The sequence below is a fragment of the Salipiger marinus genome (assembly GCF_900100085.1).
In the GTDB taxonomy this organism is placed as follows: domain Bacteria; phylum Pseudomonadota; class Alphaproteobacteria; order Rhodobacterales; family Rhodobacteraceae; genus Salipiger; species Salipiger marinus.
Map to the genome: position 1 here is coordinate 130,455 of NZ_FNEJ01000003.1, position 25,919 is coordinate 156,373.

A 25,919-nucleotide genomic window follows, 5' to 3' on the forward strand; every position below is an offset into this window, starting at 1 on the left:
AACAGGAGAGACCCCCGCAATGACCCTGCTTCGACGCACCCTACTGGCCAGTGCCGCAGCCCTGGCGCTGACCCCTGCCGCAGCCTTTGCGCAGGACAGCATCAAGGTTGGCGAAATCAACCATTACAAACGCATGGCGGCCTTTGCCGAGCCCTACAAGAAGGGCATCGAACTGGCGCTGAAAGAGATCAACGAAGATGGCGGCGTGCTGGGCAAGCCGCTGGAATTCATCTTCCGCGACGATCAGGGCGACCCCGCCGAAGCGATCAAGATCGCCGAGGAACTGATGACCCGCGACGGCACGGTGATGTTCACCGGCTCGATCCTGTCGCATGTGGGCCTCGCGCTGTCCTCCTTCGCGGCGGAAAAGAAATACCTCTACCTCGCCTCCGAACCGCTGGCCGACACGCTGGTGTGGAAATCGGGCAACCCCTACACCTTCCGCCTGCGCGCCTCGACATGGATTCAGGCGGCGATGCTGGCCGAACAGGCCGCCACCACCGATGCGGTGAAATACGCCACCATCGCGCCCAACTACGCCTATGGCACCGAGGCGGTGGAGGCGTTCAAGGCCAATCTCAAGATGCTGAAGCCCGAGGTGGAGTTCGTGGCCGAACAGTGGCCCGCGCTTTTCAACATCGACGCGGGCGCCGAGGTTCAGGCGCTGGAACGTGCCAAGCCCGACGCCATCTTCAACGTGACCTTCGGCACCGACCTTGCCAAATTCGTGCGTGAAGGCGGCGACCGTGGCCTGTTCGACGGGCGCGACGTTTACGGCCTGCTGACCGGCGAGCCCGAATATCTGGAACCGCTTGGCGACGAGGCCCCCGAAGGCTGGTTCGTCACCGGCTTCCCGTGGTATGGGTTCGAGGACGGCATCCCCGGCAAGATCTTCGTCGATGCCTATGTCGAGGAAACCGGCGAGACCCCCAAGATCGGCTCGGTCGTGGGCTACATGACGGCGCAGTCCATCGCCGCCGCCATCGAAAAGGCCGGCGCCACCGATACGGAATCGCTGCGCATGGCCTTCGAAGGGCTCGACGTGGAAAACACCCCCATCGGCACGCTGCATTACCGCGAGATCGACAACCAGTCCTCGCTGGGGGCATGGGTCGGCACCACGGCGGTGGAAGACGGCAAGGGCGTGATGGTGAACTGGGAATACAAGGATCCCGCCGCCTACACGCCCTCGGACGAGGACGTGTCCGCGATGCGCCCCGCCGAGTGACCCCGTGGCCCCTGCCACAGCGCAGGGGCTGACGCCGCAGCAGGCCCGGTGGCGCTGCCATCGGGCGACCGCGCCCCGGTCCGGGGACGGAATGAGACGGATTTGACCCTTCCATGGCCTTCTTCTTCGCCCAGTTCCTGACAGGGCTCGCCAATGCCGCCGCCCTTTTCCTTGTCGCCTCCGGGCTGTCGCTGATCTTCGGCGTCACCCGGATCGTCAATTTTGCCCATGGCTCCTTCTACATGCTGGGCGCCTTTGTCGGGGTCACCCTGATGGAGTTCCTGCCCGGCGCGGTGGGGTTCTGGGGCGCCATCGTGCTGACCGGGCTGGTGGTCGGGCTGATCGCCGCCGTGGTCGAAATGGTGGTGCTGCGCCCCATCTACCGCGCGCCGGAACTGTTCCAGCTTGTCGCCACCTTCGGCGTGATCCTCGTCATTCAGGATCTGGCGCTGATGATCTGGGGCGCGGAGGACCGGCTGGGGCCGCGCGCCCCCGGCCTGCGCGGCGTCTGGCGCATCTTCGGCGAGCCGGTGCCGAAATATGACATCATCCTCATCGCCATGACGCCGTTCATCCTGTTCGCGCTGTGGTATCTCATCACCCGCACAAGGCTGGGCGTGCTGGTGCGCGCCGCCACGCAGGACCGCGAGATGGTGGGCGCGCTTGGCGTCAATCAGGCATGGCTCTTTACCGGGGTGTTCGCGCTTGGCTCGGCGCTGGCGGCATGGGGCGGCGCGCTGCAGCTGCCCAAGGGCGGGGCCGATCTGCTGATGGATTTCAACATCATCGGCGCGGTCTTCGTGGTGGTGGTGATCGGCGGCATGGGCAGCCTGCCCGGCGCCTTCATCGCGGCGGTGCTGATTTCCGTGCTCAACGTCTTCGGCGTGACCTACCTGCCGCAGTCGACGCTGGTGCTGATGTTCGTGGTCATGGCCATCGTGCTGATCATCCGCCCCTACGGCCTGCTGGGCCGCGAGGAGGTGGCGGGCGAACACGGACAGGTCGGCGCCCCCGAAACCCCCATCCGCCCCTATGGCACCCGGGGCCGCATGGTGGTGACGGCGCTGCTGCTGGTGCTGGCCGCGCTGCCCTTCGTCGCGGACCAGTTCCTGCTGATCCTGACCATCGACATCCTGATCTTCGCGCTGTTTGCCGCCTCGCTGCATTTCATCCTTGGCTCGGGCGGGCTGGTAAGCTTTGGCCATGCCGCATTTTTTGGCGGTGGCGCCTATGCGGCGGCGCTGCTGGTCTTTCACACCGACACCCCGATGGAGCTGGCGTTTCTCTTCGCGCCGCTGGCGGCGGGGCTGCTGGCGCTGGGGATCGGCTGGTTCTGCATCCGGCTCTCGGGCGTCTATTTCGCCATGCTGACGCTGGCCTTTTCGCAGCTGGTCTGGTCGGTGGCCTTCCAGTGGCGCGGGCTGACGCGCGGCGATGACGGGCTGATCAACATCTGGCCCGCGCCATGGCTGAACGGGCCGGTCACCTATTACTACTTCACGCTGATCCTTGCGGTGGGGGGCATCCTCGTGCTGCGCCACATCATCCACGCGCCCTTCGGCTATGCGCTGCGCGCGGGCCGCGACAGCCCGCGTCAGGCCGAGGCCATGGGCATCGACGTCAAGCGCGTGCAGCTGGTGGCCTTTGCCATCGCGGGGGTTATGGCGGGTCTGGCGGGCGGCATCTTCGTCTTCGCCAAGGGCTCGGTCTTTCCCACCGAGCTTGAGATCGCCAAAAGCTTCGACGCGCTGATCGTCGTCTTCCTTGGCGGGGTCAAGACGCTGGCGGGCGGCGTGGTCGGCGCCACCTTCCTCAGTTCAGTCGAACACTGGCTGACCCGGCTGGAATACTGGCGGCTGGTGCTGGGTCTGGTCATCATCGCCGTGGTGATCCTGATGCCCGAAGGCATCGTGGGCAGCCTGCGCAGCCTGTGGGCGCGTGTCACCGGCAGCAAGTCCGAGGTGAGCAAATGACGGAAATCCTCCGGGTCGAAAACCTGAAGAAAAGCTATGACGGCTTCATCGCGGTCAATGGCGTGTCGTTCTCGGTGAAACAGGGCGAGCTGAAGGCGCTGATCGGCCCCAATGGCGCGGGCAAATCCACCTGCTTCAACATGCTGATGGGCCAGCTCAGGCCCACCGCCGGAGAGGTGTTTCTGGACGGATCCCGCATCACCGGGCAGAAGCCGCGCGAGATCTGGCGGCGCGGCGTGGGCCGCACCTTCCAGATCACCGGCACCTATCAGTCGATGACGGTGATCGAGAACGTGCAGATGGCGCTGATCAGCCATCACCGGCGGCTGTTCTCCTTCGGGGCGCGGGCGTGGCGGCTGTATCGGGACGAGGCGATGGACTTCCTGCGCACCGTCGACCTGCAGGATCAGGCCGACCGGCCCTGTTCGGTGCTGGCCTATGGCGATCTGAAGCGGCTGGAACTGGCGATCGCGCTCTGCCACCGGCCCCGGCTCTTGCTGATGGACGAACCCACCGCGGGCATGGCGCCGCAGGCGCGCATCGCGCTGATGCAGCTGACCGCCGACATCGTGCGCGATCAGGGCGTGTCGGTGCTGTTCACCGAACATGACATGGACGTGGTCTTTGCCCATGCCCATCACATCATGGTGCTGAACCGTGGCGCGCTGATCGCCGACGGCTCTGCCGCCGAGGTGCGCAACAACCCCAAGGTGCAAGAGGTCTATCTGGGCGGCGGCACCCTGTTCAAGGAGGAGGCGCATGCTTAGCGTCGAGCGGATCAACAGCTATTACGGCAAGGCCCATATCCTTGACGATCTGAGTTTCGAGGTGCGGCGCGGCGAGGTGGTGGCCCTGCTGGGCCGCAACGGCGCGGGCAAGTCCACCACGATGAAATCGGTGATGCAACTGGTGCGCCCGCGCGACGGCGCGGTGATGTTTCAGGGCCGCAATCTGGTGGGCGACCCGGCCTTCCGCGTGGCCAAGGCCGGGCTTGGCTATGTGCCCGAGGACCGGCGCATCTTCACCGACCTGACGGTGCTCGAAAACCTCGAGGTGGGCCGCCAGCCCGCGCGCAGGGATGCCCCGCACTGGAGCGTGGAGCAGCTGTTCCAGATCTTCCCCAACCTGTCGGAACGGCGCGGCAACCGGGGCAAGCACATGTCGGGGGGCGAACAGCAGATGCTGACCATCGCGCGCACGCTCATGGGCAACCCCGCGCTGCTGCTCTTGGACGAGCCCTCCGAAGGCATCGCCCCGGTCATCGTCGAACAGATGGCGCGCACCATCCTGCAGCTGAAGGCCGAAGGGCTGACGGTGATGATTTCCGAACAGAACCTGCATTTTGCCCGCGCCGTGGCCGACCGGGCGATCATCATCGAAGGTGGACAGAAGAAATTCGACGGCACGTTTGCCGAACTGGAACAGCAGCCCGAGATCCGCGACGCCTATCTGTCCGTGTGACCTGACGCCGCTCTGTGGCGGGGCCGGATTGCCCTTGCGGCGCGACGCCGCTAGGGCAAAGCCAAGAAGGAGACGCCGCTTGGACATGCCCCGCCCCGCCCGAACCAGTGCCGAACACGGCTATACGCTGGATGACCAGATCGGTTTCCTGCTGCGCCGCGCCTATCAGCGCAATTCGGTGATCTTTGCCGAAAAGGTGCCCGGCAAGCTCACCACCACGCAGTTTTCGGTGATGTACCGGCTCGCCGAGGATGGCCCCATGTCGCAGAACGCGCTGGGGCGGTCGGTGGCCATGGACGGCGCCACCACCAAGGGCGTGGTGGACCGGCTGATCGCGCGCGGCCTGCTGCGCACCGCGCGCGATCCCGACGACCGGCGGCGGCATCTGGTGTCGCTGACCGCCTCCGGCGTGGCGCTGGTCGACGAGGCGGTGGAGGCGGCGATCCTTGTCACCGCCGACACGCTGGCGCCCCTGCGCGACAAGGAGAAGGAGACGCTGCTGCGCCTCCTTCGCAAGATCATCTAAGGCAGCCTCGCCTCAGGCGGTGCGGCCCGTGACCCGCCGCACCAGCCGCATGACCAGCACATAGAAGCCGGGCACGAGGAAGATCCCGATCACGGTGGAGGCGATCATGCCGCCGATCACCCCGATGCCGATGGCGTTCTGCGCCTTGGCCCCCGCCCCGGTGGCGATGGCCAGCGGCACCACCCCCAGAATGAAGGTCAGCGCGGTCATCAGGATGGGCCGCAGCCGCAGCTGTGCCGCCTCCACCGCCGCTTCGGCGATGCTGCGGCCCTGCTTGCGCAGATCCTCGGCGAATTCCACGATGAGGATGGCATTGCGCGCGGCAAGCCCGATGGTCGTCAGCATCCCCACCTTGAAATAGACGTCATTGGACTGCCCGAAGAGCCACGCCGCCACCAGCGCCCCCAGCACGCCCACCGGCACCGACAGCATGACCGCAAAGGGGATCGACCAGCTTTCGTAAAGGGCCGCCAGTGCAAGGAACACCACCAGCGCCGAGATGGCGTAAAGATAGGGCGCCTGCGAGCCCGACTGCTGTTCCTGATAGGACAGGCCCGTCCATGCCAGCCCGTAGCCGCCCTCCAGTTCCGCGACCAGATCCTGCATTTCGGCCATGGCTGCGCCGGAACTGACGCCCTCGCCCGCCGACCCCGACACCTCGATGGCGGCGGTGGCGGCATAGCGCTGCAGACGCGGCGCCACCGGCTCCCATGTGGTGTCCATGAAGGCCGAAAACGGCACCATCTCTCCGGCGTCGTTTCGGGCATACCAGTCCATGATGTTGTCGGGCTGCATCCGGTAGGCGGCATCGGCCATCACGATCACCGGGCGCAGTTCCGACCCCAGCACAAAATCGTTCACCTCGCTGCCCGCGAAGATGACCGACAGCATGGCGTTGATGCTGGACAGGGTCAGGCCGAAACTTTCCGCCTTTTCGCGGTCCACCTCGATGCGCAGCGCGCTTTCCTCCTCGGTGCCCGACACGCGCAGGTTGGTGACGGCACTGCTGTCGGCGGACCGCGCCTCCAGCTCCTCGGCGGCGGCCTGCAGCGCCGCGATGCCGTTGCCCGCCTGATCGACCAGATAGAAGGAAAACCCGCCGGTATTGCCGATGCCCCGGATCGCGGGCGGCTGGGTGACAAAGATCTGCCCCGACCGGTTGGCGGCAAAGGCCATGGTGGCGCGGCCCGCCACCGCCTCGGCGGCCAAGTCAGGATCGCCCTCGCGTTCAGCAAAATCGCGCAGCTTGACGAAGACCATGGCCTGATTCTGCCCCGACCCGCCAAAGCCGAAGCCCAGCGAGGCGAAGGTGCTTTCCACCGCAGCACGTTCTTCGGTCAGCAGATACTCCTCGACCCGCTCCACCGTGGCCAGCGTCTGCTGCGTGGTGGCGCCCTCGTCCAGCGAGATGATGGTCATCAGCACGCCCTGATCCTCGGTCGGAATGAACGAGGAGGTCAGCCGGTCATAGACCGCCCATGCGCCGCCCAGCACCAGCGCCAGCACCACCAGCACCATGGCAGGCGCGCGCAGGCTGGCCCGCACCACGCGGCCATAGCCCGCCGTCAGGCGCGCGAGCCCGCTGTTGAACCAGCGCGCAGGCGCAAACCGCGCGGGCCCGTGGCTGGGGCGCAGCAGCCGCGCCGACATGGGCGGCGCAAGGATGATCGCCATGATCAGCGAAATCGCCATGGCCGCCACCATGGTCACCGAAAACTGCCGGTAGATCACGCCGGTGGAGCCGCCAAAAAACGCCATGGGCAGAAAGACCGCCGCCAGCACCACGTTGATGCCGATCAGCGCCGTGGTGATTTGCGCCATGGACTGTCTGGTGGCCTCGAACGCCGACAGCTTCTGCTCCTCCATCAGCCGTTCGACATTTTCCACCACCACGATGGCGTCATCGACCAGAAGACCGATGGCCAGCACCATGGCGAACATGGTCAGCGTGTTGATGGTGAAGCCGGTGACCAGCAGCACTCCGAAGGTGCCCAGCAGCACCACCGGCACCGCGATCAGCGGGATCAGCGTGGCGCGCCAGCTTTGCAGGAAGATCAGCAGCACCGCCAGCACCAGCACCACCGCCTCGATCAGCGTGTGATAGACCCGCTCGATGGACAGCTCGACAAAGGGCGAGGTGTCATAGGCGATGCGGAATTCCACGCCTTCGGGCAGCGCCGGGGCAAGCCGGTCCAGCGTGGCGCGCACGGCGGCGGCGGTGTCCACCGCATTGGCCCCGGTTTCAAGATTGACCCCAAAGCCCGAAGAGGCGAGCCCGTTGAACCGCGAGCCGCCGCCGTAACTTTCCTGCCCGATCTCGACCCGGGCGACATCGCCCAGCCGGACCACGCCCCCCTCTTCGGAGGAGCGCAGCAGGATGCTCTGGAATTCCTCCACCGTGGTGAGCTGGCTTTGCGCGGTGACGGTGGCGGTGAACTGCTGCCCGGTCAGCGTGGGCTGTTCGCCCAGCGAACCCACGGACACGGTGGAATTCTGCTCCTGCACGGCGCTGGTCACGTCCGAGGGCGTCAGCTGGTAGCGCGCCAGCGACAGCGGATCGAGCCAGATGCGCATGGCATAGCCCGAACCGAAGCTCTGCACGCCACCCACGCCATCGGTCCGTTCGACCGGGCCTTCGACCGTGGTGGACATGATGTCGCCAAGCTGCAGCGTGCTGTAAGTGCCGGACGTGTCCACCAGCGCCCCCACCAGCAGGATCGACGAGCTGGAGCGCGACACCCGCACGCCCTGGCTCTGCACCGATGTGGGCAGGCGGCCCTCGACCTGACTGACCTTGGACTGCACCTCGTTCTGCGCGTCGATGGGATCCACGCTTTCGTCAAAGGTGATCTCGATGGAGGATGAGCCCTGTGACGAGCTGGAGGTCATGTAGAGCATCCCCTCCAGCCCGGTCATCGCGTCCTCGACCTCGCGGGTGACGGAATTCTGCACCGCCTCGGCGGTGGCGCCGGGATAGCTGGCAGAGATGCGCACCGAGGTCGGCGCGATGTCGGGATACTGGCTGACCGGCAGGGTCAGCACGGCAAAGGCGCCGCCCAGCATGGTCAGCAGGGCCAGCACCCAAGCGAAAACCGGGCGCCCGATGAAGAAATGTCCCATGGATCAGCCCTCGTCGCCGGAGGCGTCACCGGAGGCGACAGGAGGACTGTCGCCGGAGGCGGCGGCGGGGGATGTGAAGCTTTCGCTCTGGCCATCGGCGCGGACCGCCACGCCCTCTTCGGAAATGGCGACCGGAACCGGGCGCACCTCGGCCCCAGCCATCAGGTTGCGCAGCCCGTCGACCACCAGCGTCTCGCCTTCGGTCACGCCTTCGGTCACCACCCAGTCATTGCCGAAGGTGCCTTCTTCGGTCAGCATCCGTTCTTCGGCCACGCCATCGGTCACCACAAAGGCGGTCAGGCTGCCATCACCTGCGCGCGAGGTGGCGCCCTGCGGCACAAGGATCGCCTGCGCCGTGCCCACGCTGATATGCACCCGCAGGAACTGCCCCGGCAGGATGCGGCGGTCGGGATTGGGAAAGCTGAAGCGGATGGCAGAGGTGCCCGTGGTGGTGGACACGCTGATCGGCGGCGACACGAAACTGCCCTGCCCGTCATAGCGGGTGCCGGTTTCCAGCTCCAGCGTCACGTCGCGCACCTCTCCGGGCATCAGCGTGCCCGCCTCGAACCGGGCGCGCACCTCCTGAATGCGGCGGATGGATTCCTGCACGTCCACATAGATCGGGTCGATCCGCGTCACCGTGGTCAGCGCATCGGTCTGGTTGGCGGTGACCAGATCGCCCACCGACACCTCGGGCAGCGCCACGATGCCGTCGATGGGGCTGGTGATGGTGGTGCGGTCCAGCTCCAGCCGCGCCAGATCCAGCGCCGCCTCTGCCGCGCTGACCGTGGCGCGGGCCTGCGCCACCGACACTTCCGCCGTCTCCACCTCGGTGGCGGCGACCCCGGTGCCCGACAGGCGCTGATAGCGGCTCAGCGTCGCCTCGGCGGATTGCAGCGCGGCGCGCGCGCCCTCCAGATCGGCCTCGGCGGCGGCGACATCGGCGGCATAGGTGTCGCCTTCGATGCGGAACAGCAGATCCCCCGCCGCCACGTTCCGCCCCGGTTCATAGGCAATTTCCGAGATCATGCCGGACACGCGCGGACGCACCGCCACCTCGTCAAAGGCGACCGAGCGGCCCGGCAGCGTGACCTGATAGGGCACCTGCGCCCGTTCCAGCGTGACCACTCCCACCTCCCGGGCTTGGGCAGCGCCAGAGGGCGGCACCTGGGCTGTCAGCGGAGCAGCAAGGCTCAGCGCGGCAAACACGGCAACTGTCCGCAGAACGGGTCGGATCGGCATGAAGGTTCCTTTGCGTCTGTCATCCGGCATGGGTCGCAGGACCAAGCGTTACACGCCGCAAGATGAAGGCCCCGCCGCAAAAGTCATTGCGGCGGGGCCTTTTCGGTCTGACGTTTCCGTGAGCCGCGCTTAGCTGGCGCGGGCTCCTGCGGGGCGCGCCACCACGCCGCCCTGCGCCTGTGCGCTGCCCTGACGCGGGGCAATGGGCTTGCGCGGCATGGCCAGCCACGCGATGCCCAGCATGATCGCCACCCCGACCGGCGGCAGGATCCATGCCATCCAGCGCGGCTCGCCCGCCCCGGCGATGATGACCTGAAGCACCAGCGACAGCAGCGTGCCGGTGCAGAACACGATCAGCCCCTGCCGCCCCAGCAGCCGCAGCGGCGCGGCCCAGCGATGCGCCGAGGCGGCGGTGACCATCGGCAGGCAGGACAGCACATAGGCCAGCGCCAGCACGTTCAGCAGGCGCGGCACCGCGACATAGGTCTTGTCATGGCTGACCAGATGGAACGGCGCGCCCAGATCGGCCAGACGCGACATCTGGTGGTTCAGCACCTCTGCCACGGCGGGGACGTGTTTCCACACCAGCACCAGCAGGCAGAACCCGGCCGCCAGCGCGAAAAGCGGCTTTGAGCGGGGCACCAGCCGCTGCCCGTCGCGCAGGCGCAGACCGATGGCGAGCCCCACCACGAACAGCAGCTGCCATGACAGCGGGTTGAAGAACCAGCCGCCTTCATTGGGGAAATTCGGCAGGTTCAGCCGCCACAGCCCGGCGGCGAACCACAAAAGCCCCGACAGCGCCAGCAGCGCCCCCAGCCGCCACAGCCCCAGCAGCACCAGCACCGGACCGGCGAAGAGCAGCACGGTATAGGCGGGCAGGATATTCACATAGCCCAGCTGGTGGGTCATCGCGGCGACGCCGAACAGCGCCTCTTCGGTGGTGGCGAAAACCGGGCGCAGGTTGATCTGCGCCAGAAGCTCCGGCATCCCGAACATGCCCGAAGCGGCGGCATAGATCGCCATGGCCCAAGCGGTCAGGAACAGATGCGCCAGATACAGCGTCCAGCTGCGCCCCCACATCGGAGCCACGCCATGCCAGAGCCCGGTGCGCGCCCGCGCCTCCGGCAGGAAGCGCCCGGCATAGGCCAGACCCGCCGCGATGCCCGACATGATGAAAAAAGTCTCAGCCGCGTCCGAAAAGGTGAAGTTCCGGATGGTCAGCGCCTCATAAGGGTTGCCCGGCACGTGATTGACGAAGATCATCACCAGCGCGAGGCCGCGAAAGGCGTCGATGCGCGGGTCGCGGGGGCGACGGACCGTGCCTTCTGGCACGCCCGGAAACGTCACCAGTTTCTTGGCGTCGCCCTGCTGGGCCGGTGTCGCTTTGGTGTCAGGCGGCGGCATGGCTTGTCCCTCCGCCCGGCAGGGGTGCGCCCTGCGGCACGGCGGCAGCGGCAGGACCGTCGGTCCAGCGGGCCACCGTGGCGCGGTAGTCGCGCACCACCGGCGAGGGATCAAGCTCGTCGGGGGTGATGAACAGCTTGTGGGTCAGCGGACGCGAGGTCCATGCGATCAGCGCGGGCGCAAGGATCATCGGCAGGCTGACAGGCAGCAGCCAAGGCGCCAGCCCCGGCGACAGCTGCGCGGTGGCGCCAAGCGCCAGCGCGCCGGTCACCATGATCCACAGCCCCGCCCGCACGCCCTGCCGCAGGCTCAGCCAGCCTTCGGCCCGCTGGCTGGCGGGCCAGCCGCCATCGCGCCCCGACAGCACCTGCAGCACGGCGCGGGTCTGATACATGAGCATCAGCGGCGCAATCAGCGAGGTGAGCAGGATTTCGGCCAGCACCGACAGCGCGGCGCGGCCCCAGCCGCCAAAGCCCGCATCGCGGCGCGCCAGCACCGATTCCAGCAGAATGGCGAATTTCGGCATGATGAGCAGGCCGAAGATGCCCAGCATCAGCGCGATCATCTCCTTGGTGCGGTCCGAGGGGAAAACCGGGAAAAGCTGATGCGGATCGGGGAAGTAATCCGGCACGGGGGCCGTGATCGCCGCGATCAGCGAGGCCACGAGGAACCCCGCCCAGAGCAGCGACACCAGATAGGCAAAGATGCCCTGCACAAAGACGAACCGGCTCCACGGCGCAAGGCCGGGCGCGGTCAGCAGGCGCATGTGCTGCAGGTTGCCCTGACACCAGCGGCGGTCGCGCTTGGCGAAGGACAGCAGGTTTTCCGGCCCCTCCTCGAAGGAACCGTTGATGGTGGAATCGACCTCCACCTTCCAGCCCGCGCGGGCCAGCAGCGCCGCCTCCACATAGTCATGGCTGAGGATATGCCCGCCAAAGGGCGGCTTGCCCTGCAGTTCCGGCAGCGCGCAGCTTGCGGCAAAGGCACGGACCCGCACGATGGCGTTATGGCCCCAGAACGGCCCCGCCGCGCCCTGCATCCGCGCCAGTCCCCGGGTGAAGACCGGCCCGTGAAAGGCCGCCGCGAATTGCATCGCGCGGGCAAAGAACGACCGCCCGCCGATCACGCGCGGCAGGGTCTGCAGCAGCCCCAGACCGGAATCCGCCTGCATCCGCGCGATCATGGCGCGGATCGCGGATCCTTCCATCAGGCTGTCAGCATCAAGGATCACCGCAAGCTCGTAGGCAGAGCCCGACTTGCGGAAAAAATCCTCCACGTTGCCGGCCTTGCGGCCCCGGTTGTCAGTGCGGCGGCGGTAGAAGATGCGGCCCTCGCCTTCGGTCTCCTGCAGCAGGCGCACGAAAGTGCGCCGCTCCAGATCGGCGGCCTGCGGATCGCGCGTGTCGGACAGGATCGCCACATGCGCCGCAACTCCCGCCTGCCGGATGGAGCGGTCCATCGCGGCAATGCGGGCGAAGGTGGTCACCGGATCCTCGTTGCAGATCGGCACCAGCACCACGGTGGGCGGCTGGGGCTCCTGCATTTCGGGCACGGAGGTGCGCCGCTGCGGGGCAAGCCCGCTCAGCGCCAGACCCGCCCCCCAGGCGAGCCATGCGGTGGTGACAAGGATCAGCACCGCGCGGACGTAATCCCACAGGTCGGACCCGTCCTGCAGCGCAACTTCAAGCAGCAGCACCGTGGCTGTCCCGGCTGCCAGCAGTGAAAAGATCACCGCCGTGGCCCTGATGGCGATGGTGGAGCGACTGGGCCGCGGCAGCACGGGCATGGGCGCGCTCCTCAGATCCGCTGACGGGGCAGCAGCACGCGCTGCACCCAGTCATGCAGCCAGGCGGCGGGCTGGACCTCGGTCTCAACCACCTGCTCCGGCATCTCGAGCGGCGCCTCCGGCGGAGCCCAGTGCGGCTGTTCCACCAGCGCGGCTTGGCTCAGATCGCTCATGTTATTCAGTTCAGCACTCATTCCTTCACCCATTGATAGGTCCAGGTTTCTGTCAGTGTATGGCCGTAGCCGATCAATTCCGCCGAAAGTTCCGCGGCTGTTCCGCCGGGGGCTTCTACTTCCAGCACCAGCCGCCAGGTGTTGGTCCCTGAAATGCGGCTTACCACGGCTTCGGCGATCTCGCCGCGCACGGCAGTTGTCTGCACCTCAACTTCGGCGTCCCCCGGAAGTTCCCCCAGAAGGCCGCCTTCAAAATCGATGACGAATTTCCGCCGATCGGTGTCCTGCTCCATCCCCGAAACGCCGCCCTTGCCGACGCGGGTGCGCACCACGCGCGCCCGGTCAACCGATCCGTCACCCTCGGGCGCCAGACCCCAGCTCAGCCGGTACGAGAATTCCAGCGCCGCGCCCGCCGTGGTGTCCACATCGGGGATCCAGTAGGCGACGATGTTGTCATTGGCTTCAAGCTTGGACGGAATCTCCACCAGCCGCACCGAGCCCTCGCCCCAGTCGCCCAGCGGTTCCACCATCAGCGTCGGGCGCTTTTCGTAATGCGCCTCTGCATCAAGGTATTCGCTGAAATCGCGGGTGCGCTGCACCAGACCAAAGCTTTTCGGGCTCATCGCCCCGAAATAGCTGCTGGCAAGCCGCGGCGGGTTGTTCAGAGGACGATAGATGGTGGCGCCCGCCCGCGTCGTCAACACCAGCGCCTCGCTGTCATGCACCGCCGGGCGGAAATCGTCGAACTCCCCGGCATCGGCACCGCCATAAAGGAACATGGAGGTCAGCGGCGCGATGCCAAGCTGTTCGATGTCGTTGCGCAGGTACAGCCGGGCGGTCACGTCGATCTGCGTGTCGGTGCCGGGACGGATGATGAACCGGTAAGCGCCGGTCACCGACTGGCTTTCCAGCGCCGCATAAAGCGTCAGCGTCTCGGCGCCCGGCTGCGGGCGTTCCAGCCAGAAATCGCTGAAGCGCGGGAATTCCTCCCCGGCGGCAAGGCCGGTGTTCACCGCAAGCCCGCGCGCGCTGAGCCCGTAGAGCGTGCCGCGCCCCAGCGCCCGGAAATAGCTGGCGCCCAGAAAGGCCACCAGTTCGTCAAAGATGTCGGCGCGGTTCAGCGGCGTGTTCAGCCGGAACCCGGCCACGCCCGGCATGGGGGTGTCGGCGGGAATCTCCACGCTCTCAAGGCTGGAATAGTCGAAATCCTGCGTGCCGAAGGTCATCGGGCGGGACTGGCCGTCCACCACCTCGAACAGGTGCACCGGGGTCTCGAAAAGCCAGCCCAGATGAAAGGCGCTCAGGCGGAATCCCACATCCGGCTCGCGCCAGCGGGCACGTTCGGGATCAAAGCGGATGCGCTGGTAGCCGTCGTAATCCAGATCGGCCAGAAACCCCTCGATCACCTCAGGGTTGCGCGGCGGGCTCATGGCGGCGCGCGCCATCCCCTCCGACAGCAGGTCAAAGGAAAACGGGCTGCCGGCGTCTTCGGGCGGCGGCGTCGGGGCGGCAGCGTCCTGCGCGATCAGCGGCGAGGCCCCAAGAAGAGCGGGCACCGCGACCGATCCGGCAAGGCTGGTCAGGAAACGGCGACGGCTGGGCCGCGCCTGAAGGGAGTTTCCGGGCATGGCAGGGGTCAGGGTCGGGTGATTCCGCAAAAGTTTGCTCCGTGAACAAGGCTGGAGCGGAATGTGGTTTCCGCATCGGGAAACACAACACCCCGTAATCAAAGGGGGTTCCCTGTAAAGCGAGGTTTCGCTGCACTGTAGCAAAACTTCGCCGAACGCCCGAAAATGTGCTGTTTTTTTGTGCATATTTTTGGCGGTTTTTCGCCTGTTGACCGCTCTACCGGCAAAGTTTTGCTAGCACTTCCTGCGCTGCCTCATAAATGGGCGAAACCAGCGGGCATGGCGACAGGTGCCTGAGTCGCTCTGCCGCCTCTCCCAAGGGGCCGCCGCCGATGATGACCACCTCTGCCCCGGCGGCTGTCGCATGGTGGATCGCGGCCAGCAACGCGGCATCCAGCCGCGGCGGATCAGCCCCCAGAACGGCGGGATCGCCCTCGGCCAGAAAGGTGCCCAGCCAGCCCTCCCCGGGGGCGGCCTGCCGCATCAGCGCGTCGATGGACTCAACCAAAGCGGGTGTGTGGGTGACCACCGCAAAGCGTCTGCCGCCCCGCGCCGCCGCCCGCGCCGCAGCCCCGCCAATGCCCACCACCGGCACGGCAAGCCGCGCCGCCAGCGCCGCCTGACCGGGATCGCCAAAGGCCGACACGATCACCGCCGCGATGCCCTGTGGCACCTCCGCCGCCGCCACCAGATCGCCCGCCTGCGCCAGCACCGCCGGATCGGTCAGCAGCGGCGGTCCGGCGGGCGCGGTCCAGCCTTCGACCTCGGGCAAGACCCGGGCGGCAATGGCCACCATGGCCCGCGTGGTGGCTTCGCTGCTGTTGGGGTTCATCAGCAGGACGGGCCTAGCCAAGCTCCACCACCGCGTCGATTTCCACCAGCGCATTGGCAGGCAGCGAGGCGACATTGACCGCGGTGCGCGCATGCCGCCCCGCCTCGCCGTAAAGATCGATGAACAGCTGCGACGCACCGTTGACGATGAACGGCCCTTCGCCATACCCCGGCGGCGCCGCGACAAAGCCCCCCAGCCGGATCACGCTGCTGACCCGCGACAGCGACCCCGCCACGGTCTTGATGGAATAAAGCAGGTTCAGCGCGCACATCCGCGCCGCCGCCTGCCCCGTGTCCATGTCGAACCCCTCGGCCACCGGGCCGAAATATTGCGGAACCCCTTCCCATTCGCAGATCTGGCCGGAGAGGAACAGCAGGTTGCCGCTGATCTTGCCGGGCAGGAACAGCGCGCGGGACGGCGCGGAGGGGGGCAGCGACAGGCCAAGCTCTGCCAGACGCTGTTCAATGGGATCCATGGGTCTGTCCTTTCGTCATCTCGCAGGCGAGCGCCAGCAGCGCCAGATCGGATCCGCGCGGGCCGATCAGGGCAGCGCCATAGGGCGCGCCCTCCACCTGCCCTGCCGGAAACACCACCTGCGGCAGTCCCGCAAGCCCTGCCACGCATAAAAGCCGCATGGCGTGATGGCGGTAGCTGTCGAACACCGCGAGCGGCGCGTCGAGCCTGAAGGGCGCGTCATGCACCACCGGCGCCAGCAGCACGCCCTGCGGCCCCAGCCGCGCATCCAGTTCCGCAGCAAACACGGCGCGGTCAGCGCGGGCCTGCGCGATCTCTGGCTCGGTCAGCGCCTCGGCGGCGGCGACGCGCCCGTCGATGCCACGCACCAGCGGCATGGCGGTGTCGCGGATGAAGGGCAGCACGCTGTCGCGGGCATCGGCATTGACCGTGGTCAGGAAGGTCGCATAGGCGGCCTCGACCCCTTGGGGAAAGATGCTCAGCTCGCGCGCGCTCTGCCCGGCAAAGGCGCGCTCGAGCACCGCGCGCGGCGCGGGTGCAAGCTGATCCCACATGTCCGCAGGGCGCAGCAGGTCGGGCGCATCCAGCGCCACGCCCGGATCAGGCAGCAGCACCTGCAGCGCGCGCAGCAGCGTCGCCCCGTCCCGCGCGAAGATCCCGCAGGTGTCATAGCTGGCGGCAAGCTCCATCGTGTGATCGAGCGGCAGCGCGCCATGGCTGGGCCGGATCCCCCAGATGCCGCAGAAGCTGGCGGGCGCGCGCACCGATCCGCCGGTATCCGAACCGATGGCGAGGTCCGCAAGCCCCGCCGCCACCGCCACGGCAGAGCCGGAGGAGGACCCGCCCGGGATGCGGTCGGGGGCTGCGGGGTTCACCGGCGTGCCGAAATGCGCGTTCATGCCATACATGGACCACGCCAGCTCGTCGGTATGGGTCTTGCCCACAAATTCCGCGCCCGCCTCCAGCAGCGCCAGCGCGGCAGAGGCGGTGCGGGGCTTGATCCCGCTCTGCGCCAGCTTCAGCGGACAGCCGCAGCCGGTGGGGTAGCCTGCGACATCGAAGATATCCTTCACCGCCAGCCGCAGGCCGGACAGCGGCCCGCTGGCGGCATGGGGCACAGGCGCGGGCGGATAGGGCATCAGGCAGTGCCAGCGATCCGCGCTCATTCCGCAGCCATCCGTTCGGCGCAGACACAGGCGACGCGGCGGCGCGGCGCCGGATGCACCATCGGCGGCAGCCCCTTCAGGCAGTCGGCATGGGCCAGCGGACAGCGCGGCGCAAAGGAGCAGGCATCGGGCTTCACCTCCAGCGAGGGCGGCGCGCCGGGAATGGCGTTAAGCCGGGCGCCCCGCGCCACGTCATGCAGGTTGGCCGCCAGCAGGCCTTGGGTATAGGGATGGCGGGCCTCCTTGATGATCTCGCGCGTGGTGCCCTCCTCCACGATCTGGCCGGCATACATCACCGCCACCCGTTCCGAGATTTCCACCGCCACGCCAATGTCATGGGTGACAAAGATCACGCCCATGCCGAATTCCTTCTGCAATTCGCGCAGCAGCAGCAGGATCTGGATCTGCACCGTGGCATCCAGCGCGGTGGTGGGTTCATCCGCCAGCAGCAGGCGCGGACGGCAGGCCAGTGCCAGCGCGATCATCACCCGCTGCCGCATCCCCCCCGACAGTTCATGCGGGTAATTGTGCAGCCGCCGGTTCGCCGAAGGAATGCGCACCCGGTCCAGCATATCAAGCGCGGTGGACATGGCTTCGGCCCGGCTCACGCCCTTGTGGCGCATCACCGATTCCGCGATCTGATGGCCGATGGTATAGACCGGATCCAGCGCCAGCGCCGGTTCCTGAAACACCATGGACACCTCGCCGCCCCGGTATTTCTGCAGCGCGCGGCCCGACAGCGACAGCACGTCGATGCCGTTCACCGTCATCTGGCCTTCGATCTGCGTGCGCTTGGGCGGCAGCAGCCCCAGAAGCGCCTTCAGCGTCACCGACTTGCCAGAGCCGCTTTCGCCCAGCAGGGCCAGCGTTTCGCCCTGTTCCATCGCCAGCGACACGTTGTTGAGCGCATGCACCGTCCGCTTGCCGGTAAAGCGCAGCGTCAGGTTGCGGATGTCCAGCAGCCGGGTCATGCCGGGATCCCCATGCCAGCCCTTGAATGGCCGGAGGCGGCATCGTGCAGATGGCAGGCGGTCAGATGGTCGGGCGCCCCCGGCAGGGCCCCGAGCCGGGGTGCTGCGGATTTGCACACCGCTTCGGCATAGCGGCAGCGGGTGTGAAAGCGGCAGCCCGAGGGCGGGTTGATCGGGTTCGGCGGATCGCCCGCCAGTGGCGGCACCTTGGTGCGGTTGTCCGGATCCATGGACGGCATCGCCGAAAACAGCGACCGGGTATAGGGATGCGCCTGCTGCTGCCAGATGCTGTCCACCGGCGCCACCTCCACCACCTCGCCCAGATACATGACCAGAATGCGGTCAGAGATATAGCGCACCACGTTCAGGTCATGGCTGATGAAGATATAGGTCAGCCCGTATTCGCGGCGCAGATCGGTGAGCAGGTTCAGCACCTGCGCCTCCACCGATTTGTCGAGCGCCGACACCGCCTCGTCCAGCACCACCAGCCGGGGCGACATGGCGAGCGCCCGCGCGATGTTGACGCGCTGGCGCTGCCCGCCGGACAGCTCGTGCGGGTAGCGGTGCGCGAAGCGGTCGGGATCAAGCCCCACCCGCGCCATCAGGCTGCGGGCGCGGTCCTCCGGCTCGTCCAGCCCCTGCACCCGCGCGCCGAAGGCCACGGAATCCAGAATGGTCAGCCGCGGGTTCAGCGAGGCATAGCTGTCCTGAAACACCATCTGCACGTCGCGGCGCAGATCGCGCAGGCTCAGGCTTTCACCCAGCGCCTGCCCGTCAAAGATGATCTCTCCCTTGTCCTTTTCGATCAGGCCGATCAGCAGCCGCGCGGTGGTGGATTTGCCGCAGCCGGATTCGCCGACGATGCCCAGCGTCTCGCCCTTGCGGACGCTGAAGGACACGCCGTCCACCGCCTGCACATGGGCGGTGGTGCGGCCAAGGATGCCGCCCCGGATCGGGAAATGTTTCTGCAGGTCGCGCACGATGACCAGCGGCTGCGCGGGGCCGCCCTTGTCGGGGGTCTGGGCAAAGCTTTCAGTCACGGACATTCATCGCACTCCTCAATCCGTCGCTGAGCAGGTTCAGGCACAGCGAGGTCAGAAAGATCATCACCCCCGGCAGCGCCGCCAGCCACGGGTTCACATAGATGGCCGAGCGCAGCGTGTTCAGCATCAGCCCCCATTCCGGCTCTGGCGGGCGCACCCCGATGCCCAGAAAGGACAGCCCGGCGGCAAGGATCATGCAGACGCTGGTCAGCGAGGTGGCATAGACAAAGATCGGCGACAGCACGTTGCCGATCACATGCACCCGGATCACCGTCCATGCGCTGGCACCGGTGGCGCGCGCCGCATCGATGTAATCAAGGCCGCGCACGCCCGAGGTCACCGCCTCGGCGACGCGGGTGATGGGCGGGATGAACACGATGGTCAGCGACACAAGGCTGTTGACGATCCCCGCGCCCAGCGCGCCGGAAATGGCGATGGCCAGCAGCACCGAGGGGAAGGCGAAGAACACGTCCACCACCCGCATGATGACGGTATTGACCATGCCGCCCACATAGCCCGCCACGATGCCCAGCGCGGATCCGATGAAGAACGCCAGCACCACCGGCATCAGCCCGATGAACAGCGTCAGCCGCCCGCCATAGATCAGCCGGGCCAGCATGTCGCGCCCCTGCTCGTCGGTGCCCAGCGGATAACCGTCGGTGCCCAGCGGCTTCAGCCGGGCGATCATCGAGCCCTTGTAGGGATCGGCCAGCCCCAGCCATGGCGCAAACACCGCCGACAGGATCAGCGCCAGCAGCACCGCCGCGCAGATCATCGCCACCGGGTCGCGCAGCAGCCGCGCCCCCACACCCGCCCAGTAGCCCTGCGGCTTCTGCGCCCCGGCCCCGGCAAGGGGTCCGCTTTCCGCCAAGGCCATGGCTCAGCTCCTCTTGATGCGGGGGTCGATGGCGGCCTGCGCCACATCGACGATCAGGTTCATGGCGACAAAGAACAGCGCCAGCACAAGGATGGTGCCCTGCAGCAGCGGCAGGTCACGCTGGAAGATGGCGTTGGACAGCAGAAACCCCGACCCCGGCCAGTTGAACACCGTCTCGATCAGGATCGATCCGCCCAGCAGATAGCCCAGCTGCAGCCCCATCACCGACAGCGCGGTGGCGGCGGCGTTGCGGGCGACATGGCGCAGCACGTCCGCGCGGCTCATGCCCTTGGCGTAAAGCGCCGTGACAAAATCCATGGTCAGGATGTCGCCCGCCAGCGCCCGCACCGTGCGCGCCACGATGCCGATGGGCACCACCGCCAGCGTCACGGCGGGCAGCACCAGATGGCGCATGTGCAGCCAGTCCCAGGCCCAGTCCTGCGATCCGCCCGGCCCCGCCCCCATCGACGGCAGCCAGCCCAGATTGACCGAAAAGATGATGACCAGCACGATGCCCAGCCAGTAATTCGGCACCGACACCCCGGTGATCGACAGCGCGGTCACCACCTTGTCCAGGGTCGTGTCGCGAAAATAACCCGCCAGAAACCCCAGAAAGATCCCAAGCGGAAAGGCGATCACCGCCGCACTCACCGCCAGCAGCAGCGAATTCTGCACCGCCCCGAACACCTCCTGCGCGACGGGGCGTCCGGTGGCGATGGACCGGCCCATATCGCCCTGCGCAAGATTGCCGATCCAGATCGCGTATTGCACCGGCAGGGGCTTGTCCAAGCCATAGGCGGCGCGCATCGCCGCCTGCTCCTCGGCGGTGGCATCCACCGGCATGATCGCGGTCAGCGGATCGCCGGGCGCGATCTGCACCAGCAGGAAACAGATGACCGACACGCCGAAGGCCACGGGCAGGACAAGGATCAGACGGCGGAGAAAATAGCTGAGCACGGGCTGGCTCCTGGCTGAGGCCCCCGCCGCGCTAGAACGCGGCAGGGGCGGCGACCCCGGTGGGGGTCACTCCATGGTGATGGACGAGAAGTTCTGATACCAGTTCTGCGCCTGCACAAATCCCTTCACCTTCGGCGACAGCGCGCGCGGCGCCACGTCATGGGTGACCATCAGGAACAGCGCGTCATCGACATATTTCTCATGCGTCTCGCGCATCACCGCATCCTGTTCGGCGGGATCGAAGGTGGTCTTGATGCGGGCGAACAGATCCTGCATCTCGGGGTCGCAGTAATGGCCCCAGTTGGTGCCGTTGGGCGCGATCAGGTTGCAGTCCAGATGGCGGATGAGCCCGGTGAACGGATCCTGAATGAAATAGGTAAAGTTGATGGACATGGCGCCTTCGACCGACGGGTCCGCCGCCCCCGCCCGCCACAGGTTGATCATCTGGTTCCACTCGACGACCATGAACTCCACGTCGATCCAGATCTCGGCAAGGCTCTGCTGAAGAAACTCGTTCATCGGCAGCGGCAGCATCTGCCCCGACCCCGAGGGCGAGATCAGCGCCTTCACCTGCAGGTGGTTTTCCGGGCCAAACCCTGCCTCGGTCATCAGCGCCTTCGCGGTCTCCAGATCATAGCTGATGTCGAATTCGGGCTCGCCGAACCACTGCGAACTCGGCGGCAGGAAGCCCTTGGCCGGGACCATCAGCCCGCCCAGCAGCGGCGCCATGCCTTCACGGTCGATGGCAAGGTTCGCGGCCTTGCGCACCCGGATGTCATTCCATGGCGAGCCTTCGACCCGGCTCAGATGCCATGTCCAGTTATGCGGATAGGCGTTGGAGGAGATGACGAAGCCGTTGCCCTCCATCGCCGGGATGGTGTCGGGCGCGGGCGCCTCGATCCAGTCCACCTGCCCCGACATCAGCGCCGCCGCGCGGGCGTTCGGTTCCGGCAGCGGGATCAGCACCAGCTTGTCGAGCTGCGGAATGCGGCTTTCATCCCAGTAATCGGCAAAAGGCACCATCTCGGCGCGCTCGCGCGGCACGAAGGTCTCCAGCTTCCACGGCCCGGTGCCCGAAGGCGCCATCGCCACCTGCTCCCAGTCCTTGCCCAGCGCCTCCCAGTTGGCCTTGGACGACATCAGGATCCACGCCAGCTGATAGGGCAGCGTGGCATCGGGCTCCTTGGTCACGATCTCTACGGTCAGATCATCCACCACGCTGTACGACGCGATGGCGGGAATGCGCGATTTGCCCTGCGCCGCCTGCCGGGGATCGTACTGCTCCGACCCTTCCACCAGCAGCTTGTCGAGGTTCCACACCACATTCTCGGCGTTGAAGGGCGAACCGTCGTGAAACGTCACCCCCTCGCGCAGCGTGAAGGTCCATTTCGTCTGGTCCTCCGGATCCACCGACCAGTCGGTGGCCAGCCCGGGGATCAGCATCGACGGCTTGTCGGCGCTGGTCAGATCCCATTCGATCAGCGAATCATAGACCGTATAGCCCATGAACCGCATGCCCTCGCCGCCCTGATCGGTCTGGCCGGTGGTCAGCGGAATATCCGCCGCCGTCATGCCGATGCGCAGCGTGCCCTCGGCCATCGCCGCCCCGGCCAGACTGGCCGCCAGCGCCAGCGCCGCGATCCCTGCTTTCAGACGAAGCATCTCATACCTCCGAATTGTCCCTGTTCCTGGTTCGGCGGGCTGCATTCATGGCACCCCGTCCGCTTCGCCAAGGATGCCGCGCGCCGCGCGGCACAGGGCAGAGCACAGCACGCGCGCCCCCGCAAAATGGCATTCCATGCCGCAAGATTAAGCAGTTCGCCCGCCGCCGCCCAGCTTGCAGGCAGCCAGAAATTCGCAGCCCCCGCTGCGGCCCGTCATCACGGCCCCAGACCCCGCCCCGGCACCCGGTCGCACGCCAAAGCGCCGATGCGCCCGCACGCCCCGCAGCCCCCGGCAAGGCCCTTCATCTTGCCCCTAAACTCCACGGGGGTGCGGGGGTGTGAAACCCCCGCTGCAACCGGGCCACAACGCAAAAGGGCGGGGATGTCTCCCCGCCCTCTCCAGATGATCCGGTCAGACCGCCGTTTATTCGGTGGCCTCCAGCGACAGCGCGACAAAGCGCGGATCGCCGCCGCGGCGCACCAGAAGCAGGATCGACTTGCGGCCCGCCTCCTGCGCCTCGGCGATCTTGTCCTCCAGATCGCTCAGGCTCAGCACCTGCGCCTGCCCGGCTTCGGTGATGACATCGCCCGGACGCAGGCCCTTCTCGAAGGCTTCGGAGGCTTCGTCCACCGCCGTCACCGCCAGCCCGCGGGCGCTGTCCTCCAGCGCCAGTTCCTGCCGCAGATCCGCAGTCAGCGGCGACAGGGTCAGGCCCATCAGATCCATGCTCGACGGTTCTTCGGGCAGATCCTGCTGCTGCGAGGCCGGGAAGGTCTCTTCGCTGTCCTCGCGGCGGCCCAGCGTGACCAGCAGCGTCTCGGTGGTGCCGTTGCGGTTGACGATCACCCGCACCGCCTTGCCGACCTCGGTATTGCCGACCAGCCGGACCAGCTGCCGGGTGTCCTCGATCTCCTTGCCGTCGAACGAGGTGATGACATCCCCCGCCTGCAGGCCCGCATCCATCGCCGGACCTTCCGGCACGTCCGACACCATGGCGCCGGTGGCGTCCGCCAGACCCAGCGCCTCGGCCATGTCGGGGGTCAGATCCTGAATGCGCACGCCCAGCCAGCCGCGGCGGGTCTCGCCGAATTCCTTGAGCTGGTCGACAACCTTGGTCACCACGTTGGAGGCCATGGAAAAGCCGATGCCGATGGAGCCGCCATTGGGCGACAGGATCGCGGTGTTCACCCCGATCACGTCGCCGGACATGTTGAACAGCGGACCGCCGGAATTGCCGCGGTTGATGGCGGCATCGGTCTGAATGTAATCGTCATAGGTGCCCGACAGCGCCCGGTTGCGCGCCGACACGATGCCTGCCGAGACCGAAAAGCCCTGTCCCAGCGGGTTGCCCATGGCCATGACCCAGTCGCCCACGCGGGCAGTGTCGGAATCGCCGAACCTGACGAAGGGCAGCGGCTCCTCGGCCTCGACCTTCAGCAGCGCGATGTCGGTATTGGGGTCGGTGCCCACCAGCGTGGCCACCAGTTCGCGCCCCGAGAAGAATTCGATGGTGATCTCGTCGGCACCCTCGATGACGTGGTTGTTGGTGACGATGAAGCCGTCTTCGGAAATCACGAAGCCCGAGCCCAGCGCCGAGGACCGGCGCGGCCTGTCGCCGTTCTGACCGTTGCGGTCCTGAAATTCACGGAAAAAATCCTCGAAGGGCGAGCCTTCGGGAACGATGCCCTGCGGTCCGGTGCGGCCTGCCACCATGGTAGAGGTGGTGATGTTGACCACCGAGGGGCTGATGCGTTCGGCCAGATCGGCAAAGCTTTCGGGCGCGCCCCGGGCGGCGGCCATCAGGCTTTGCGACAGGATCAGGACCATGGACAGCGTCGCGAGCCAGAACAGCCGCAGCGGACGCGCGCCTTGGAACGTTGCTGCAAGTGAGGTTTGTTTCACCGGGGACTCCTTCTGTTGGGCAGCAGGTCGCGCAACGGCACACCTGCCCCGCCTCCTCATGAACAAACCTAACATAGGTGCGCGGCGGCACCACGGAAGAAATGGTTTCAGCCTGTCAAGCCCATGTGACTTGACGGTGAAAGCGCGGTGAGCGCTGCATCCCCCCTCCGCCCTGCCCGCCCCGCCAGAAACCGCAGGCAGCAAGGGCACTGCGCGCCCGCGTCCCCCACCGCGGGCGGGAGGGAGAGACGCGCAGGAGCGCTGTGTCCCCGATGCCGCGCGGCGCAGGCTGATCGCGCGGAAACGGGCCTCGCAAGCCGCGTTCATGGCCATCAGGACGCCGTTTCATCGACCCCAAGGACTTGCACGCCAGATCACGGGATGTAACGGAGCCGTCAGGTGAAGGCTTGTATCGTGTCTTCCCGTCGGATTAACTTCCGGCATGACACTGCACGGAGGATTGTGGAGACCATGAAACATATGAAGATCGTTGCCAGCGCTGCGCTGGCCCTTGGCGTTGCCGCTTCGTCTGCCGGCGCGCAGGAGATGAGCTTCTTCCGCATCGGCACCGGCGGCACCGCCGGGACCTATTACCCGATCGGGGGTCTTCTCGCGAACGCGATCTCGAACCCGCCGGGCTCGCGCTCCTGCGAAGAGGGCGGATCCTGCGGCGTTCCCGGCCTCGTCGCCTCTGCCCTGTCCGCGAACGGCTCGGTCGCGAACATCAACGCCATTGCTGGCGGCACGCTTGAATCCGGCTTTTCCCAGTCCGACGTCGCGACCTGGGCCTATACCGGCACCGGCATCTGGGAAGGCAAGCCTGCGGTCGAAAGCCTGCGCGCCATCGCCAACCTCTATCCCGAAAGCATCCACCTGATCGCCAGCGCCGAGTCCGGCATCAGCACGGTCGCCGATCTGAAGGGCAAGCGCGTCTCCATGGACGAGCCGGGATCGGGCACGCTGGTCGATGCGCGGATCATCCTTGACGGTTACGGCCTCTCCGAGGAAGACATCACCCCCGAATTCCTCAAGCCCGATCAGGCTGCGGACCGGATGCGCGATGGCGCCATGGATGCGTTCTTCTTCGTCGGCGGCTACCCCGCCGGTGCCATTTCGGAACTGGCCAGCCAGCATGACGTCAAGGTGATCCCGATCAGCTGTGACGACGCGCCGAAGATCTGCGAAGAATTCAAGTTCTTCGCCGAAGACACCGTGCCCGGCGGCACCTATGAGGGCAATGCCGACGACGTGACCACGCTGTCGGTCGGCGCGCAGTGGATCACCAGCGCCGAGCAGCCCGAAGATCTGATCTACGAGATCACCAAGGCGCTGTGGAACGACAACACCCGCAAGCAGCTGGATGCCGGTCACGCCAAGGGCAAGCTGATCACCAAGGACACCGCGCTGAACGGCATCGGTGTGCCGCTGCACCCCGGCGCCGAGAAGTTCTACAAGGAAGCGGGCCTGCTTCAGTAACATGTCACGGCGGCG

Annotated in this window: 21 protein-coding genes; 6 read left to right on the forward strand and 15 right to left on the reverse strand. The window is 66.9% G+C overall.

The features are described 5' to 3' along the window. Positions 1 to 19 precede the first annotated feature (19 nt). From BLR51_RS04300 to BLR51_RS04320, 5 genes are all read left to right on the forward strand, one after another. On the forward strand, positions 20 to 1,228 hold the full coding sequence (locus BLR51_RS04300; RefSeq protein WP_207543546.1) for an ABC transporter substrate-binding protein: 1,209 nt from the start codon (positions 20 to 22) through the stop codon (positions 1,226 to 1,228). Positions 1,229 to 1,341: 113 nt separating this feature from the next. Continuing rightward, positions 1,342 to 3,201 carry an ABC transporter permease gene (locus BLR51_RS04305; protein WP_089844326.1) on the forward strand — a complete coding sequence of 620 codons (1,860 nt, stop codon included), beginning with the start codon at positions 1,342 to 1,344 and terminating at the stop codon, positions 3,199 to 3,201. Then, positions 3,198 to 3,968: an ABC transporter ATP-binding protein gene (locus BLR51_RS04310; protein WP_089844327.1), complete on the forward strand. Its 771-nt coding sequence runs from the start codon at positions 3,198 to 3,200 to the stop codon at positions 3,966 to 3,968. The genes BLR51_RS04305 and BLR51_RS04310 overlap by 4 nt, the downstream gene beginning before the upstream one ends. Then, on the forward strand, positions 3,961 to 4,662 hold the full coding sequence (locus BLR51_RS04315) for an ABC transporter ATP-binding protein (protein ID WP_089844329.1): 702 nt from the start codon (positions 3,961 to 3,963) through the stop codon (positions 4,660 to 4,662). Before BLR51_RS04310 ends, BLR51_RS04315 begins: the two co-directional genes overlap by 8 nt. An 85-nt stretch (positions 4,663 to 4,747) precedes the next feature. Beyond that, positions 4,748 to 5,188, forward strand: a complete 441-nt coding sequence (locus BLR51_RS04320) for a MarR family winged helix-turn-helix transcriptional regulator (protein ID WP_089844653.1) — start codon at positions 4,748 to 4,750, stop codon at positions 5,186 to 5,188. 12 nt (positions 5,189 to 5,200) lie between these two features. Here BLR51_RS04320 and BLR51_RS04325 read toward each other — a convergent pair whose 3' ends face one another. The 15 genes from BLR51_RS04325 to BLR51_RS04390 all read right to left on the reverse strand — a co-directional run bounded on the left by BLR51_RS04325 (position 5,201) and on the right by BLR51_RS04390 (position 24,353). Beyond that, positions 5,201 to 8,308 carry an efflux RND transporter permease subunit gene (locus BLR51_RS04325; RefSeq protein WP_089844332.1) on the reverse strand — a complete coding sequence of 1,036 codons (3,108 nt, stop codon included), beginning with the start codon at positions 8,306 to 8,308 and terminating at the stop codon, positions 5,201 to 5,203. A 3-nt stretch (positions 8,309 to 8,311) separates the two neighbouring features. Next, on the reverse strand, positions 8,312 to 9,550 hold the full coding sequence (locus tag BLR51_RS04330) for an efflux RND transporter periplasmic adaptor subunit (protein ID WP_089844333.1): 1,239 nt from the start codon (positions 9,548 to 9,550) through the stop codon (positions 8,312 to 8,314). Positions 9,551 to 9,679: 129 nt separating this feature from the next. Then, positions 9,680 to 10,954, reverse strand: coding sequence for an OpgC family protein (locus BLR51_RS04335; protein ID WP_089844335.1), 1,275 nt, complete (start codon positions 10,952 to 10,954; stop codon positions 9,680 to 9,682). Then, positions 10,941 to 12,740: a glucans biosynthesis glucosyltransferase MdoH gene (gene mdoH, locus BLR51_RS04340; RefSeq protein WP_089844337.1), complete on the reverse strand. Its 1,800-nt coding sequence runs from the start codon at positions 12,738 to 12,740 to the stop codon at positions 10,941 to 10,943. The genes BLR51_RS04335 and mdoH overlap by 14 nt, the downstream gene beginning before the upstream one ends. An 11-nt stretch (positions 12,741 to 12,751) precedes the next feature. Continuing rightward, entirely contained in the window at positions 12,752 to 12,934 is a 183-nt protein-coding gene (locus tag BLR51_RS27355; protein WP_131821783.1) for a hypothetical protein, read from the reverse strand. Then, on the reverse strand, positions 12,931 to 14,541 hold the full coding sequence (locus BLR51_RS04345; protein WP_089844339.1) for an OpgD/OpgG family glucan biosynthesis protein: 1,611 nt from the start codon (positions 14,539 to 14,541) through the stop codon (positions 12,931 to 12,933). The genes BLR51_RS27355 and BLR51_RS04345 overlap by 4 nt, the downstream gene beginning before the upstream one ends. A gap of 217 nt (positions 14,542 to 14,758) precedes the next feature. Continuing rightward, positions 14,759 to 15,394: an aspartate/glutamate racemase family protein gene (locus BLR51_RS04350; RefSeq protein ID WP_131821784.1), complete on the reverse strand. Its 636-nt coding sequence runs from the start codon at positions 15,392 to 15,394 to the stop codon at positions 14,759 to 14,761. After that, positions 15,387 to 15,848 carry a RidA family protein gene (locus BLR51_RS04355; protein WP_089844342.1) on the reverse strand — a complete coding sequence of 154 codons (462 nt, stop codon included), beginning with the start codon at positions 15,846 to 15,848 and terminating at the stop codon, positions 15,387 to 15,389. The genes BLR51_RS04350 and BLR51_RS04355 overlap by 8 nt, the downstream gene beginning before the upstream one ends. Beyond that, a complete protein-coding gene (locus BLR51_RS04360; RefSeq protein WP_089844344.1) occupies positions 15,835 to 17,013 on the reverse strand; it encodes an amidase in 1,179 nt (392 codons plus the stop codon). The genes BLR51_RS04355 and BLR51_RS04360 overlap by 14 nt, the downstream gene beginning before the upstream one ends. After that, the gene (locus tag BLR51_RS04365; RefSeq protein ID WP_089844345.1) at positions 17,010 to 17,984 is read right to left on the reverse strand and encodes an ABC transporter ATP-binding protein; all 975 of its coding nucleotides are present in this window, start codon (positions 17,982 to 17,984) and stop codon (positions 17,010 to 17,012) included. The genes BLR51_RS04360 and BLR51_RS04365 overlap by 4 nt, the downstream gene beginning before the upstream one ends. Next, a complete protein-coding gene (locus BLR51_RS04370) occupies positions 17,981 to 19,030 on the reverse strand; it encodes an ABC transporter ATP-binding protein (protein ID WP_089844347.1) in 1,050 nt (349 codons plus the stop codon). The genes BLR51_RS04365 and BLR51_RS04370 overlap by 4 nt, the downstream gene beginning before the upstream one ends. Further along, a complete protein-coding gene (locus BLR51_RS04375; RefSeq protein ID WP_089844349.1) occupies positions 19,017 to 19,904 on the reverse strand; it encodes an ABC transporter permease in 888 nt (295 codons plus the stop codon). The genes BLR51_RS04370 and BLR51_RS04375 overlap by 14 nt, the downstream gene beginning before the upstream one ends. Positions 19,905 to 19,907: 3 nt before the next feature. Continuing rightward, positions 19,908 to 20,861: an ABC transporter permease gene (locus BLR51_RS04380; protein ID WP_089844351.1), complete on the reverse strand. Its 954-nt coding sequence runs from the start codon at positions 20,859 to 20,861 to the stop codon at positions 19,908 to 19,910. 66 nt (positions 20,862 to 20,927) lie between these two features. Then, positions 20,928 to 22,523 (reverse strand): ABC transporter substrate-binding protein, encoded by a 1,596-nt coding sequence (locus BLR51_RS04385; protein ID WP_089844353.1) that lies wholly within the window; start codon positions 22,521 to 22,523, stop codon positions 20,928 to 20,930. A gap of 426 nt (positions 22,524 to 22,949) precedes the next feature. Next, positions 22,950 to 24,353: a DegQ family serine endoprotease gene (locus BLR51_RS04390; protein WP_242656642.1), complete on the reverse strand. Its 1,404-nt coding sequence runs from the start codon at positions 24,351 to 24,353 to the stop codon at positions 22,950 to 22,952. Between the two features lie 555 nt (positions 24,354 to 24,908). Between BLR51_RS04390 and BLR51_RS04395 the strand changes: the two genes are divergently transcribed. Continuing rightward, complete coding sequence (locus BLR51_RS04395; RefSeq protein ID WP_375342677.1) at positions 24,909 to 25,904, forward strand: TAXI family TRAP transporter solute-binding subunit; 996 nt, start codon at positions 24,909 to 24,911, stop codon at positions 25,902 to 25,904. The last annotated feature ends 15 nt before the right edge of the window (positions 25,905 to 25,919 follow it).